This is a genomic window from Amycolatopsis anabasis, from assembly GCF_009765355.1.
In the GTDB taxonomy this organism is placed as follows: Bacteria; Actinomycetota; Actinomycetes; order Mycobacteriales; family Pseudonocardiaceae; genus Amycolatopsis; species Amycolatopsis anabasis.
Genome location: NZ_VTHK01000048.1, coordinates 1 through 14,002, shown reverse-complemented (window position 1 = coordinate 14,002; position 14,002 = coordinate 1). Strand labels below are relative to the sequence as shown.

12 protein-coding genes and 1 pseudogene are annotated in these 14,002 nt (G+C 69.0%); 9 read left to right on the top strand and 4 right to left on the bottom strand.

The features are described from left to right. Positions 1-97 precede the first annotated feature (97 nt). From FXO23_RS39300 to FXO23_RS39290, 3 genes are read left to right on the top strand one after another with little or no spacing between them, the layout of a single operon-like run. Positions 98-1,267: a cytochrome P450 gene (locus FXO23_RS39300; RefSeq protein WP_158892057.1), complete on the top strand. Its 1,170-nt coding sequence runs from the start codon at positions 98-100 to the stop codon at positions 1,265-1,267. 9 nt (positions 1,268-1,276) lie between these two features. Then, on the top strand, positions 1,277-1,474 hold the full coding sequence (locus FXO23_RS39295) for a ferredoxin (RefSeq protein ID WP_158891978.1): 198 nt from the start codon (positions 1,277-1,279) through the stop codon (positions 1,472-1,474). 58 nt (positions 1,475-1,532) lie between these two features. Further along, positions 1,533-2,147, top strand: a complete 615-nt coding sequence (locus FXO23_RS39290) for an RDD family protein (RefSeq protein WP_158891976.1) — start codon at positions 1,533-1,535, stop codon at positions 2,145-2,147. A gap of 3 nt (positions 2,148-2,150) precedes the next feature. Here the strand turns inward: FXO23_RS39290 and FXO23_RS39285 are convergent, their stop codons facing one another. Then, positions 2,151-3,425 (bottom strand): cytochrome P450, encoded by a 1,275-nt coding sequence (locus FXO23_RS39285; protein WP_158891974.1) that lies wholly within the window; start codon positions 3,423-3,425, stop codon positions 2,151-2,153. Positions 3,426-3,710: 285 nt separating this feature from the next. Between FXO23_RS39285 and rho the strand changes: the two are divergent. The 3 genes and pseudogenes from rho to FXO23_RS39270 all read left to right on the top strand — a co-directional run. Beyond that, positions 3,711-4,814, top strand: a pseudogene (gene rho, locus FXO23_RS39280) (transcription termination factor Rho); the annotation flags it as partial. 99 nt (positions 4,815-4,913) lie between these two features. Next, positions 4,914-5,120, top strand: a complete 207-nt coding sequence (locus FXO23_RS39275; protein WP_158891970.1) for a hypothetical protein — start codon at positions 4,914-4,916, stop codon at positions 5,118-5,120. Between the two features lie 2 nt (positions 5,121-5,122). Further along, positions 5,123-5,542, top strand: coding sequence for a type II toxin-antitoxin system VapC family toxin (locus FXO23_RS39270; RefSeq protein WP_158891968.1), 420 nt, complete (start codon positions 5,123-5,125; stop codon positions 5,540-5,542). A 48-nt stretch (positions 5,543-5,590) separates the two neighbouring features. Here FXO23_RS39270 and FXO23_RS39265 read toward each other — a convergent pair whose 3' ends face one another. Continuing rightward, positions 5,591-8,107, bottom strand: coding sequence for a DEAD/DEAH box helicase (locus FXO23_RS39265; RefSeq protein ID WP_158891966.1), 2,517 nt, complete (start codon positions 8,105-8,107; stop codon positions 5,591-5,593). Positions 8,108-8,268: 161 nt separating this feature from the next. Here FXO23_RS39265 and FXO23_RS51180 point away from each other — a divergent pair, with 161 nt between their 5' ends. Then, positions 8,269-9,537: a primosomal protein gene (locus FXO23_RS51180; RefSeq protein ID WP_218952289.1), complete on the top strand. Its 1,269-nt coding sequence runs from the start codon at positions 8,269-8,271 to the stop codon at positions 9,535-9,537. A gap of 1 nt (position 9,538) precedes the next feature. Further along, a complete protein-coding gene (locus FXO23_RS51175; RefSeq protein ID WP_218952288.1) occupies positions 9,539-10,078 on the top strand; it encodes a GNAT family N-acetyltransferase in 540 nt (179 codons plus the stop codon). On the opposite strand, the gene FXO23_RS39255 is transcribed toward FXO23_RS51175, so the two are convergent. Both FXO23_RS39255 and FXO23_RS39250 read right to left on the bottom strand, forming a co-directional pair. Beyond that, positions 10,044-11,279, bottom strand: coding sequence for an MFS transporter (locus tag FXO23_RS39255; protein ID WP_425484949.1), 1,236 nt, complete (start codon positions 11,277-11,279; stop codon positions 10,044-10,046). The genes FXO23_RS51175 and FXO23_RS39255 overlap by 35 nt on opposite strands. Before the next feature lie 134 nt (positions 11,280-11,413). After that, the gene (locus FXO23_RS39250; protein WP_158891962.1) at positions 11,414-12,505 is read right to left on the bottom strand and encodes an adenosine deaminase; all 1,092 of its coding nucleotides are present in this window, start codon (positions 12,503-12,505) and stop codon (positions 11,414-11,416) included. Between the two features lie 219 nt (positions 12,506-12,724). Between FXO23_RS39250 and FXO23_RS39245 the strand changes: the two genes are divergently transcribed. Continuing rightward, complete coding sequence (locus FXO23_RS39245) at positions 12,725-13,801, top strand: coiled-coil domain-containing protein (RefSeq protein WP_158891960.1); 1,077 nt, start codon at positions 12,725-12,727, stop codon at positions 13,799-13,801. Positions 13,802-14,002 lie beyond the last annotated feature (201 nt).

The following is a 14,002-nucleotide window of genomic DNA, read 5'->3' as shown; positions in this document are numbered from 1 at the left end:
TGGCTATAACCGGAACAAAAACCTCCACATACTGTTTGTCCGGATTGGGGATTCAGCCGTGACCACTGTCGTTCCGCACCCTGACGCCACGTTCCCGATGGCCAGGACCTGCCCGTTCGACCCGCCGCCGGAGTACCGGGAGTTGCGGGAAGAGGCGCCGATCTCCCGCGTCACGCTGCCCACCGGCGCGAGCGCCTGGGTGCTCACCCGGCACGAGGACGTGCGCGCGCTGCTCACCGACCCGCGGTTCAGCTCGGACCGGCGCAAGCCCGGATTCCCCCTGCTGGCGCCGCTGCAGCGCCGCAAGGACGACTTCAAGCCGTCGCTGATCGGGATGGATCCGCCGGACCACGGCCCCGCCCGGCGCGCGGTGGTCGGCGAGTTCACCGTCCGCCGGATGCAGGCCCTGCAGCCGCGGATCCAGGAGATCGTCGACGAGCACGTCGACGCCCTGCTGGCCGGGCCCAAACCCGCCGACCTGGTGCGCGCGCTGTCCCTGCCGGTGCCGTCCCTGGTCATCTGCGAACTGCTCGGCGTCCCCTACTCCGATCACGACTTCTTCCAGCAGCGCAGCAAACTGATGCTCACCCGGACCGCCGAACCCGAGGCGCGGCGGACCGCGGTCGACGATCTCCAGTCCTATTTGGACAAACTGGTCACGGCCAAGGAGGCCGATCCGGGCGACGACCTGCTCGGGCGGCAGATTCTCAAGCAGCGCGAAGAGGGCACCACCGATCACGACGGGCTGGTCGGCCTGGCGTTCCTGCTGCTGATCGCCGGGCACGAGACCACCGCGAACATGATCTCGCTGGGCACGGTGGCCCTGCTGGAGAATCCGGACCAGCTCGCCGCGATCAAGGCGGATCCGGGCAAGACGCTGAGCGCGGTCGAGGAGTTGCTGCGGTACTTCACCATCGCCGAGGTCGCCACCTCGCGCGTCGCGGTCGAGGACGTCGAGATCGGCGGGGTGCTCATCCGCGCCGGGGAAGGCGTGCTGGGCCTGGGCAACGCGGCCAACCGCGACCCGTCGGTGTTCGACGACCCGGACACCCTCGACATCGAGCGCGGCGCCCGCCACCACGTGGCGTTCGGCTTCGGCGCGCATCAGTGCCTCGGCCAGAACCTGGCGCGGATGGAACTGCAGATCGTCTTCGACACGCTGTTCCGCCGGATTCCGGGCCTCCGGGTCGCGAAGCCGGTCGCCGAACTGCCGTTCAAGGACGACTCCACCATCTACGGCCTGCACGAACTGCCGGTCACCTGGTAAGGAAGTGTTATGCGAATAGTCACCGATACCGACCGGTGCGTCGGCGCGGGTCAGTGCGTGTTCACCGACTCCGCGATCTTCGATCAGGACGAGGAGGACGGCACGGTCCGCCTGCTCGTCGACCACGTGGAGGGCGAACAACTGGAACGGGCGCGCGAGGCGGTGCACATCTGCCCCGGGCAGGCCCTCTCGCTGACCGAGAAGTAAGCCCGGCGGATTCACGCCTTTTGTGCCATTCTCTCGGCCAACGAACACCGCCGAGAGAATGGCCGAGGCCATGACGCTGCCGAACTACCCCGAGGACCCGAACCAACCGTACGGCCCGCCGCGGCAGTCCTACTTCGGCGGCGGGATGGCCCCGGGCGGGCCGGCCTTCCTGCCGCCGGAGACCCCGCTGAACCAGGCCTACGACGACGGCACGCGGGCGGTCCGGGTGCTCTCCGGCGCCGGGCGACGACTCGGCGCCCGGGTTCTCGACGCCATCATCTTGACCGTCGGGGCGTTCGTCGTGGGCGGGATCGGGTTCGGCCTCGGGTACGCGATCGACGGCGACCGGCACGATCCCGGTCCGGTCGCCATCACGATCATGGTCGTCTTCGGCGTGCTCGCGTTCGCCTGGCTGATCCTCTACGAACCGTTCTTCCTCTGGCAGCGCGGTGCGACCCCGGGCAAGCTCGCGGTCGGGATCCGGGTGGTGCGCACCGCCGACGGGCGGAACTGGCCGTCGTTCGGCATGTCGCTGTGGCGGTACGTGTTCCAGTTCCTGATCGGGCTGGTCCCGTTCGGCGGCCTCGTCGACGTGCTCTGGCTGCTCTGGGACCGGCCGCTGCACCAGTGCCTGCACGACAAGGTCGCCTCGACCGTGGTGATCCGCAAGTAGGGGCTACTTGACGAGCACCGGGAGCGTGTCGACGCCGTAGACGATCGAGACCTTCCGGAAGGACAGCTCCTCCGGCGCGACCGCGAGCCGCATCTCGGGGAACCGCCGCACCAGCGCCGGATAGGCCGCGCGCAGTTCCATCCGGCCCAGTTCCGCGCCGACGCACCGGTGGATGCCCCAGCCGAAGGCCAGGTGCGAAGTGGACTTGCGGTTCCGGTCGAACCGTTCCACGTCCTCGCCGAGGGCCGCGTCGCGGTTCGCCCCGCTCAGTGAGACCAGCACGATGTCGCCCTCGGCTATCTTGACCCCGGCGATCTCGGTGTCCTCCTTGGCGAACCGCGGGAACGCGAGCTGGACCACCGTGAGGTACCGCAGCAGTTCCTCGACGAAGTCGTTGATCGCGTCATCGTCGTCGTGGATGAGCCGGAAACTCTCCGGATCCCGCAGCAGCACGATCGCGCCCAGCGCCAGCATGCTCGCGGTGGTCTCGAAGCCACCGGTGAGCACCCCGTCGGCCAGCCCGGCGAGTTCGCGGTCGCCGATCTCGTCGCCGTGCTCCTTGATGATCATGCCGAGCAGCCCGTCGCCCGGGGACTCGCGTTGCTTCTTCACCACGCCGAGCAGGTACTCCAGCGACTCCGACATCGCGCCGAGCGACGCGCCCGCCCCGGCGAACAGGTCGAACCGCGACGCGGCCAGCCGCTGGAAGTCGGCCCGGTCCTCGTAGGGCACCCCGAGCAGTTCGCAGATCACCAGCGAGGGGATCGGCAGCGCGAACGACTCCATGAGGTCGACCGGACCGTCCACCTTGGCCATATTGTCGAGCTGTTCGGCGACAATTTCGTGAATTCGCGGTGTCAGCCGATTCAGGCGGCGCATGGTGAATTCGGGAGTCAGCAGCTTCCGCAGCCGCGTGTGGTCCGGCGGATCGGCGAAACCGAGGCCCCCGGGATTCTGGTCGGCGGTGACCCCGGCATTGCCGACCAGGTTGGTGAAATCGTTGCTGAACCCCTTCGCCGCACCGAGCACGGCCTTGGCCTCGTCGTAGCCGCTGACCAGCCAGGCGTTCAGCCCGAACGGCAGCGGCAACTTGCTGATCGGTTCGCGTTCCCGGAGGTCGCCGAGTTCACGCACCGGGTCCAACCCGTCACGCTTCAGCGGCATCAGCGCGGCGTCCGGCAGGAACGCCATCTTCGACAGGTCGAAGCCCTTTTTCTGCTTTCTCGCGATGTACTTGCGCCCCAGCCAAGCAGTAATGCGCGAGCGGAGAGTCCTCATATCGCGAAGATTACCTCAGGGTAATGCGGGCCAGCCACGCCTGGAGCAGTGGCGCGTGCCCGGTGGTTGCCGAGTCGCCGCCGGGCCCGGTATACTGACCGTGTCGTCCCCTGAGGATGTCGGCGAGGTCACACCGCCGCCCCGGGGGGAGCATCCCCGCCACACCGCTTCTTCCCAGCGCTTGGCGAGTTTTCGCTCGACGCCCGGCACGACTCCCGTGCCGAATTGGCTATTCCCATACCTGTCAAGGAGAACTGAATGTCCACTGTGGATAACCCTACGCACGTCGAGGGAATCCTCGACATCCGTGACAACCACGCGTTCCTGCGCACCGCCGGGTACCTGCCCGGCCCGGACGACGCGTTCGTCCCGATTTCCCTGGTGCGCAAGCACCGGCTGCGCCCCGGCGACCACCTCGCCGGTCCGCTGGAACCGCGTGACGGCAAGAAGAACCCCGCGCTGAGCCGGGTCGAAACGGTGAACGGCACCGACCCGGCCACCGCGGCGGACCGCCCCGAATTCGCCCGGCTCACCCCGCTGCACCCCCGCGAACGGCTCCGGCTGGAAACCGGCCCGCACGCGCTCACCACCCGCGTGATCGACCTGGTGATGCCGATCGGCAAGGGCCAGCGCGCGCTCGTCGTCTCCCCGCCGAAGGCCGGGAAAACTTCGGTGCTGCAAGCCATCGCGCAGGGTGTCAGCGCGAACCACCCGGAGTGCCACCTGATGGTCGTGCTGGTCGACGAGCGCCCCGAGGAGGTCACCGACATGCGGCGCACGACCTGCGGCGAGGTGATCGCCTCCACCTTCGACCGCCCGCCCGCCGAGCACACCGCGGTGGCCGAACTGGCCGCCGAACGCGCGAAACGGCTGGTGGAAACCGGCCGGGACGTCGTGCTGCTGTTCGATTCGATCACCCGGCTCGGCCGGGCCTACAACCTGGCCGCCAAATCGTCCAGCCGGATCCTGTCCGGCGGGGTCGACGCGGCCGCGCTGCACCCGCTGAAGCGGTTCCTCGGCGCCGCCCGCAACGTCGAGCACGGCGGTTCCCTGACGATCGTCGCGACCGCGATGGTGGAGAACGGTTCGCTCGGCGACACCGTGTTCTTCGAGGAACTCAAGAGCACCGGCAACGCCGAGCTCAAACTGGACCGCCGCCTCGCCGAACGCCGCGTCTTCCCCGCGGTCGACCTCAGCCCGTCGAGCACCCGCAAGGAGGAACTCCTGCTCGCCCCGGAAGAACTCGCCCTGGTGCAACGCCTCCGCCGCGCCCTGTCCACCCGCGACGACCCGACCGACCAGCTCCTCACCAGCCTCCGCCAAACCAAGTCGAACGCCGAATTCCTCACCCGCCTCGCCGCCACCACCCCCAACGCCCAAGCCGCCTAGCACGAGTCAACGGTTGTGACGCATCGGAGGATCCGGTCATGCGGCATGCCGACTTCCATCGGCTCTCGCGGCCTGCCGTTTGGTCGTAGACTGACGAGCATGAGCGCTGAGCGTGACGAGTTGCTGCGCCTGGTCGAAGAGCTTCCGGAAGACCAGGTGCCACAAGTCCTGGCTGACGTGCGCAAGCATCTCCGCCCGGCCGCCGAGCGTCCTTGGCCGCCGACGTGGTTCGGCAGCGCCGAGGGCGACGGCACGGCCTACGGCGCACGCAGTGAAGAACTGCTACAAGAAGGCTTCGGCCGGTAGACGTGATCATCTGCGACACGGGGCCCCTGGTCGCCGCTGCCTTCACCAAGGACCCCGATTACCACCGGTGCATCGAACTGTTCACCGGCCTGCACCTGGCCAATCGGCCGATCCTCGTTCCCGCGCCTATCCTGGGCGAAGTCGGCTTCATGCTCGCCAAGTACGCCGGAGCCCGGACTGAGGCGGGCTTTCTCCGCTCGCTCGCAGCGGGCGACTTCGTGCCAGTCGACTTGACCAACGCGGACTACGATCGCGTTGCCGATCTGGTCGACCAGTACGCCGACTTGCCCCTCGGCACGAGTGACGCGTCGGTGATCGCCGTGGCGGAACGGCTGAACGTCGCCGAAGTGGCCACCCTCGACCTGCGGCACTTCACAGTGGTCCGGCCCCGTCACGTCAAGGCGCTGACGTTACTGCCCTGACCGTTATTCCGCCCGTCGAGGCGAGAATTCAATCCGATGATCGCACGCTCAGAGCTGGTCGACGCGGGTCACCCGGAGCACCGCGGCGCCCGCCTCGTCCGAGGCCGCCAGGTCGACCTCGGCGCTGATGCCCCAGTCGTGGTCGCCCGCCGGATCGTCGAAGATCTGGCGCACCCGCCAGATCGCCGGCTCCTGCTCGATGATCAGCAGCGCCGGGCCGCGGGCGTCCGGGCCGATGCCGATCGAGTCGTGCTGCTCGAAGTACTCCTCCAGCGCGTTCTCCCATTCGACGTCGTCCCAGCCGGACGCCGCGTCCAGCTCGCCGAGTTCGACGTAGGCCCGGCGCGCGGCCAGCTCGACCCGGCGGAAGAGCTGGTTGCGCACCAGGACCCGGAACGCGCGCTCGTTCCGGGTGACCGGGGGCGGGCCCTCCGGCAGGGCCGGGCGCACCTCCCCCTCGTGCTCTTCCGGATGCCGCAACGCTTCCCATTCGTCGAGCAGGCTGGAGTCCACCTGCCGCACCAGTTCGCCGAGCCATTCGATGAGGTCCTGCAACGGTTCGGTCTTCGCCTCGTCCGGCACGGTGTGCCGCAACGCGTCGTAGACGTCGGCCAGGTACCGCAGGACGAGCCCCTCGGACCGCGCGAGCGAGTAGAAACCGATGTACTCCACGAAGTTCATCGCGCGCTCGTACATGTCGCGCACCACGGACTTCGGCGAAAGCTGGTAGTCGGCGACCCACGGATGCCCCTGCCGGTAGGTCGCGTACGCCGCCTGCAGCAGCTCCTCCAGCGGCTTGGGATGGGTGATGTCCTCCAGCAGCTCCATCCGCTCGTCGTACTCGATGCCCTCGGCCTTCATCGCGGAGACCGCTTCCCCGCGGGCCTTGAACTTCTGCTGCGACAGCACCGGCCGCGGATCCTCCACTGTGGATTCTACAATGGACACCACGTCCAGCGGATAGCTCGGCGAACCGGTGTCGAGCAGTTCGATCGCGGCCAGCGCGAACGGCGACAGCGGCTGGTTCAGTGCGAAGTCGAACTGCAGGTCGACGGTCAGCCGGACGATCCGCCCCTGCTCGTCCGGCGCGTCCAGCCGCTCCACCACCCCCGCCGCGAGCAGCGCGCGGTAGATCGCGATCGCGCGCAGGATGTGCTTGCGCTGCGCCGGCCGGTCCTCGTGGTTGTCCTCCAGCAGATGCCGCATGTGCTCGAAGAAGTTCCCCGGCCGGGCCACCACGTTGAGCAGCATCGAATGGCTCACGTGGAAGCTGGAGGTGAGCGGCTCCGGATCGGCGGCCACCAGCCGGTCGAAGGTGGACTCGGTCCAGTTGACGAACCCCTCGGGCGCCTTCTTCCGCACGATCTTGCGCTTCTTCTTCGGGTCGTCGCCCGCCTTCTCCAGCGCCTTGGCGTTCTCGATCACGTGGTCCGGCGCCTCGACCACGACGTACCCGTCGGTGTCGAACCCCGCCCGGCCGGCCCGCCCGGCGATCTGGTGGAACTCGCGCGCCTTGAGGTGCCGCTGGCGCACGCCGTCGTACTTGGTCAGCGCGGAGAAGACCACGGTCCGGATCGGCACGTTGATGCCCACGCCCAGGGTGTCGGTCCCGCAGATCACCTTGAGCAGCCCGGCCTGCGCGAGCTGCTCGACAAGCCGCCGGTACTTCGGCAACATGCCCGCGTGGTGCACACCGATCCCGTGCCGGACGAGTCGCGACAGCGTCCGCCCGAACCCCGCGGCGAACCGGAAGTCGCCGATCATTTCCGCGATCGCGTCCTTCTCCGCGCGGGTGGTGACGTTGATGCTCATCAGCGCCTGCGCCCGTTCCACCGCGGCGGCCTGCGAGAAGTGCACCACGTAGACCGGCGCCTGGCCGCCGTGCAGCAGCTCGCTCATGGTCTCGTGCAGCGGCGTGAGCGCGTAGCGGTAGGTCAGCGGGACCGGCCGCTCGGCCGAGGTGACCACGGCGGTCGGCCGCCCGGTGCGCCGCGTGAGGTCCTTCTCGAAGAAGGACACGTCGCCCAGCGTCGCCGACATCAGCACGAATTGCGCCTGGGGCAGTTCGAGCAACGGAACTTGCCACGCCCAGCCGCGGTCCGGCTCGGAGTAGAAGTGGAACTCGTCGGCCACCACCTGCCCGACCTCGGCCGAGGCGCCGAAGCGCAACGCGATGTTCGCCAGGATCTCCGCGGTGCAGCAGATGATCGGCGCGTCCGCGTTGACGCTGGAGTCGCCGGTCATCATGCCGACGTTGTCCGCGCCGAAGACCTCGATCAGGGCGAAGAACTTCTCCGAGACCAGCGCCTTGATCGGCGCGGTGTAGTAGCTGCGCCGCCCCTGGGCCAGCGCGGTGAAGTGCGCGCCCACCGCGACCAGGCTCTTCCCCGACCCGGTCGGGGTGGACAGGATCACGTTCGCCCCGGAGACGACCTCGATCAGCGCCTCCTCCTGCGCGGGGTACAGCTCGAGCCCGCGACCTGCGGCCCAGCCGGAGAACGCGTCGAACAGCGCATCGGGGTCGGCGGAGTCTGGACCTGCGGGGAGTGCGTCTGGGAGGCTCATCTTGCCCTAGATCGTGCCATCCCGGCTCGAACACCGCTGCAGGTCGCCAGGGCCGATCGCCACATCGAGGGCGAAAACCCGTAGGCTGCGCGGTACCGCGCACCGACAGGGGAACATGTCAGGGTCGGGCGCGTACACAGGTGGTTATCCGGAGGGCTGGAATGGCACAGGACATCATCCCGATCGAGCTCGGGCTGCCACAGGGCGATCTGGTGACCCTGTGGGCGCCGCGCTGGCGCGAGGACGGCGAGGAGTGGGAGGCGTTCCTCGGCGACGAGGAGGACCTCTACGCCTTCCCGGACGCCGCGCACCTGGCGGCGTTCGTCCGCACCGCGGAGCAGCACGACCTCATCGACCACCCGGCGTGGAGCGTGGTGCCCGCGCTGAACGTGCCGGAGCTGATCCCGGACGACGACCACTCCTACGACCTGGTCGGCGTGCCCGAGCTGGTCGCCGAGGAGCCGGACTCCTGGACGATCGGCGAGCTGGCCGAGATCGTCGGCATCGTGCGTTCGCTGGCCGACGTGTGCGAGCTGGACGAGGTGCACGAGGTGCTCGACGCGTGCGAGGGCTTCTCGCTGCTCGAGCAGGGGCGCCTGCCGTTCACCGGCCGCGAGGGCGAGCGGCTGTGGACCGACCTGTCCGAGGCGGTGTCCGAGAAGTGGGACACCGTGCTGGACGCCATCGACGGCCTGGTGACCGTGCCGGACGTGGACGCCGCGGTGCTGGAGCAGACCGCCGAGGAGCTCGCCGCGTTCCACGAGGAGTCCGCGGAGGCCGAGGCGGGCGTCGACGCCGAGGACGACGACCTGGACACCGTCGAGGACGCCGACACCGCGGCCGACTCCGATGCCGAAGAGGAGGACGGCCCGGTCGGTTTCTGGGCCGAGGTCGGCATCGACCCGATCAAGATCATCACCGGGGACAACGAGTACTTCACGTTGCGCTGCTACCTCGACGACGAACCGATCTTCCTCGGTTCCGACGGCGAGATCGACGTGTTCTCCTCGGAGAAGGCGCTCGCCCGGGCGCTGGCCGACGGCAAGGAGTTCGCCGACACCGATCTGGCCGAAGTGTCCACTTGGGACGAGGTGCTGGCGAAGGCCACCGCGGGCGAGCTCGAGATCGACGTCGACACCGAGAACACCTACGTGCTCGCCGGGCTGGACGAGGACCTCGCCGAGGGGATCGATTCGATCGACCCGACCCAGCTGGAGCTGGCCGTCGAACTGGTCACCGACGCGGCCGACTGGGCGGGCGACGACAGCGTGGCGACCGCGCTGTCCACCTCGGAGAGCCTGGGCTGGCTGGTCTCGTTCGTGCTGCGGCCGGACCCGACCCGGCTCGCGCCGAGCGCCCCGTTCGACACCGAACAGGCCGCCTGGCGCAAGCTCGTCGAGTCCTTGGAGAACCGCTTCCGCACGCACTGAGGTGGACCTGGGGTACCGGCGGTTCGCGCCCTCCGAGGCGGAGCCGCTGGCCGACTTCCTCGCCGGTGAGGTGTGGCCGTTCCATTCGGCGCCGGTGGTCGACAAGCGCGCGGTCGCCCGGTGGGTCGCCGACGGGTACTACGACGGCGGCTCGGCGCGGACCTTCTGGATCGTCGCCGACGGCACGCGCGCGGGCGTGGTCCGGATGTTCGATCTGGACGACGGCACGCCGCTGTTCGACCTCCGGATCGGCGCCGCGTGGCGCGGCCGGGGCATCGGCACGCACGCGGTCGGATGGCTGACGCGGTACCTGTTCACCGAGTTCCCCGCGGTCAACCGGATCGAGGGCACGACGCGCCGGGACAACCGCGGTATGCGGCGGGTCTTCCGCCGCTGCGGGTACGCGAAAGAGGCGCACTACCGCCAGGCCTGGCCGGGCGGGGACGGCACGCTGCACGACACGGTCGGCTACGCGATCCTGCGCTCGGACTGGCTGTCCGGCACGGTCACGCCGCCGGATTTCTACGACGAGCACGGCTGAGTTCGGCCCGGACCGGCACCAGTCCGATCGCGCACAGCGGGAACACCGCGGCCACGCAATACGCCAGCGCGTACCGCGAATCGCCGATCACCAGGCCCAGCAGCGGCGGGGTCGCCGCGGCCGCGAGGTTCTGCGCGGTGTTCTGCGTGCCCATCGCCCGGCCCGCCCAGGACAGTCCGGCGAATTCGGCGGACGCGGTGAAGCCCAATCCGTTGTCGCTCACGGTGATCACCGCGGCGAGGACGAGCGCGAGGGCGACCAGCCACGGCCAGCTCGCGTCGCCGAGGGCCACCAGCAGCATCGCCGCGGCGCTGGCGACCGCGAGTTGCCGCATCGGCCGCAGGCGGCTGCCCACCCGATCGGACCAGTAACCGGACGCGAGGCGGCCGAGGGCGCCGAGCGCCTGCACCGCCGCCAGGAACCAGCCCGCGGCCGGGGCGCTCCAGTGCTGCACGGTGACCAGGTAGACCGGCGCGAACGCGGACACCGCGAACTGCGGCACGACCAGCAGCGCGCTCGCGCCGTGCAGCCGCCACAAGGTGGGCCCGCGATACGGGGATGGCGGTTTCTCCGCTTTCCCTGCCATATCGGACTTTTCCGGGCGGGGCGGGTCGACCACCAGCCACGCGACCAGCAGCGCCACCAGCACCGCGAGGCCCGCGGGCAGCAGCAGGGCGCCGCGGAAACCGAAGTGCTCGGCCAGCGGCGGCAGGCCGAGCGCGGCGACCCCGACGCCGAGCGGCTGCGCGGTCTGCCGGATCCCCATGGCGACACCGCGTTCGGACACCGAGAACCAGCCCATCACCACGCGGCCGCTGGCGGCGTTCACGCTCGCCGTGGTCGCCCCGGCGAGGGCGAACAGCGCGAACAGCGAGCCGAGGGAATGCGTGCCGAGGCTCGCGTAGGCCAGCAGCAGCCCGGAGACCCCGAGACCCAGCGCCATGATCAGCCGCTCGCCGTACCGGTCCGCCGCGGCGCCCCAGGCGATCAGGGTGAGCAGCAGGCCGATGCTCGGCGCGGCGACCACGGTGCCCGCCTGCGCCAGGGTCAGCCCTTCGGCATCCCGCATGGCGGGCACCAGGAACGGGATGCCGTACAGGAACGAGCAGCTCGCGGTCTGCGCGGCGAGGCCGAGCGCGAGGATCAGCCACCGGCGCTTGCTCGCCGTGTTCCGCTCCGCGACCTGAACCATGCACGCCATCCCAGTATGTAAGAAGTCCGTCCTACATACTGAACCTTAGTTGCCTACGCTAAGTACCGTCAAGACGGAAAGTGCCGCCACTTTCGGCCTGGTACGAGCCGAAAGTGGCGGCACTTTCCGAGAAGAGCCCAGGATTAGAGAAGCGCGGCGTAGCCGGGTTTGATCACTTTGTTGATCAAGTCGAGTCGCTGGTCGAAATCGATGAACGCGGATTTCATCGCGTTGATCGTGAACCACTGCAGATCCGCCCAGCCGAAGCCGAACGCGTCCACGAGCGCGGCGAACTCGCTGGACATGGTGCAGCCGCTCATCAACCGGTTGTCCGTGTTCACCGTCACCCGGAAGCGCAGTCGCGACAACAACCCGATCGGGTGCTCGGCGATCGAGCGGGCCGCCCCGGTCTGGACGTTCGAGGACGGGCAGATCTCCAGCGGAATCCGGCGGTCCCGGACATACCGCGCGAGGCGGCCCATTTTCACCGCACCGGAGGAGGTGTCGATGTCATCGGTGATCCGCACGCCGTGGCCGAGCCGTTCGGCGCCGCAATGCTGGATGGCTTCCCAGATAGACGCCAATCCGAACGCCTCGCCCGCGTGAATGGTGAAATGCGCGTTATTGGTCCGCATGTATTCGAATGCGTCCAGATTGCGGGTGGGCGGGAATCCGGCCTCCGGTCCGGCGATGTCGAACCCGACCACGCCCTCGTCCCGGTAACGCACGGTGAGCTCGGCGATTTCCTGAGCGCGAGCGTGCTGACGCATCGCACACAGCAAAGTACCCATTCGGATGACATTGCCGTGTTCGGCCGCGCGACGCTCACCCTCCGCAAACCCGGCTTGAACGGCCCGCACGACCGCGTCGAGCGACAGGCCCTGCTCGACGAAAAGCTCCGGAGCGTAACGAACTTCGGCGTAGACAACACCGTCCGCAGCCAGGTCCTCCGCGCATTCGGCGGCGACCCGGACCAGCGCGTCCTCGGTCTGCATGACGCCGCAGGTGTGCGCGAACGTCTCCAGGTACGACTCCAGCGAACCGGAATCGGCGGCGTCGCGGAACCATCGGCCCAGCTCAACCGGGTCGGTGGTGGGCAGATCGCGGTACCCGTGCGCCTCGGCCAACTCGGCGACCGTTCCCGGCCGCAGGCCACCGTCCAGGTGGTCGTGCAGCAGAACCTTCGGCGCACGTCGAATCGTTTCCAGGGTGGGGGCTGCGGCTTCAAACGACATGTACCAACGGTACCGAGCCACTTTCACCTACACGCGGCGCGACAGCCACAACTCTCACGCTTGACTTAACCCTCAGCTTTGACGATCTTGTCATCAATCGGCCATCGGAGTTGACCACGGCATTCCCACCTTGCCGGGGGCCGTACTCACAGCAATTCCGCAAAAGCTAAGCTTCGGTCTCACGTCCCTTCCTTTTCCCCGCCGACGAAGGACACCGCAGTGACCACTGACAACCACATTGCCGCCCCGTCCTTCGACCGGATGCGCAACATGCTGGTGCGCGCGGCCGAAGTCCGAGAGAGCGAGCAGCAGCAGATCTTCGACGCCCTCGACGACATCTACGCGCGCCTGGCGCCGGTCGACTCGCTCGGCGCGGTACGGAAGCGGCTGTCCGAGCTGCCCGATCGCACCGAGGTCGGCGTCCTGGCCGAGCGCCTCGACGAGGCCATGACCCGGCTCGAGGCGCAGGACAACGCCATCGCCGAACTGGCCCGCTCGGTGGAGAGCATCGTCGACAAGCTCGCCAAGCCGTTCGCGCAGCTCGACGGCCGCCTCGACGGCGTCGGCGCGCGGTTCGAGGGCGTCGCCGGCCGGATGGACGGCCTCGAGGACAAGCTGCAGAACATCCACCGGCGCCTCGACGAGCTGAACGGCCACCTGGACAAGCAGGACAGCAAGATCGACGCCCTGCCCGGCCCGGTCCGGGAGCGCATCGAGGCCGCGGAAAGCGCGTTGCGCGAGCGCATCGACTCGACCGACGCCGACGTGAAGGCCCGCGTCGACGCCCTCGAGACGACGACCAAGGACCAGATCAGCGCGAACACCGAGGCGCTGAAGGTCGCGCTGACCGAGACCGGCGAGATGGTGGACGCCTCCGACCGGCTGGACAACCTCGGCGACCGGCTGGAGAAGGTCACCGGCCGCCTGGACGACCTCGCGAGCCGGCTGGACAAGGTGGAGGACGCCTTCACCGCGCAGCTCGGCGACCTGGACGGCTCGCTCAAGAGCGGTCTGTCCAAGGTGGAGGGCACGGTGTCCGCCCGTCCGGACACCGACGCGGTGACCTCGCTGGTGAAGAAGAGCAACGAGGAGTCCGAACGGCGCATCGGCGGCCAGCTGGACGAGGCCATGGCGACCTTCGCGGAGCTGATGCTCGGCGGCGGCCCGGCCCCGCAGCAGATCGCCCCGCCGCCCCCGGCTCCGCGCCAGCCGCGGCGCGCCCGCAACGGCCGGGCCCCGAAGAAGTCCGAGGCCAAGTCGACCGACTCCAGCGACGACAGCAGCTCCGACTCCTGACCCGGCGGTCCGGCCACCCGGACCGCGCAGCGCGATGCCCCTGCCTCCCGCGGGGGCATCGCGCTTTTTCGTGCACCGCAAGACACCGCGGCTCGGCGCCGGGTACGCGCAAGGGAACCGGGTGCTGGGGGTCGTGAGTGTTCCGGCCGGGTAACTAGTCAGGTCCGCTGTCGGGTGGTGGTCGTCGTGCTGCGATGATCG

What these genes read in the sequence shown, in the direction of transcription:
- FXO23_RS39295 (WP_158891978.1), top strand. Translation starts at nt 1,277, where the DNA reads ATGCGAATAGTCACCGATACCGACCGGTGCGTCGGCGCGGGTCAGTGC.
- FXO23_RS39255 (WP_425484949.1), bottom strand. Translation starts at nt 11,279, where the DNA reads ATGGCGTGCATGGTTCAGGTCGCGGAGCGGAACACGGCGAGCAAGCGC.
- FXO23_RS39250 (WP_158891962.1), bottom strand. Translation starts at nt 12,505, where the DNA reads ATGTCGTTTGAAGCCGCAGCCCCCACCCTGGAAACGATTCGACGTGCG.
- FXO23_RS39290 (WP_158891976.1), top strand. Translation starts at nt 1,533, where the DNA reads ATGGCCGAGGCCATGACGCTGCCGAACTACCCCGAGGACCCGAACCAA.
- FXO23_RS39285 (WP_158891974.1), bottom strand. Translation starts at nt 3,425, where the DNA reads ATGAGGACTCTCCGCTCGCGCATTACTGCTTGGCTGGGGCGCAAGTAC.
- FXO23_RS51180 (WP_218952289.1), top strand. Translation starts at nt 8,269, where the DNA reads ATGGCACAGGACATCATCCCGATCGAGCTCGGGCTGCCACAGGGCGAT.
- FXO23_RS39300 (WP_158892057.1), top strand. Translation starts at nt 98, where the DNA reads ATGGCCAGGACCTGCCCGTTCGACCCGCCGCCGGAGTACCGGGAGTTG.
- FXO23_RS39275 (WP_158891970.1), top strand. Translation starts at nt 4,914, where the DNA reads ATGAGCGCTGAGCGTGACGAGTTGCTGCGCCTGGTCGAAGAGCTTCCG.
- FXO23_RS39265 (WP_158891966.1), bottom strand. Translation starts at nt 8,107, where the DNA reads ATGAGCCTCCCAGACGCACTCCCCGCAGGTCCAGACTCCGCCGACCCC.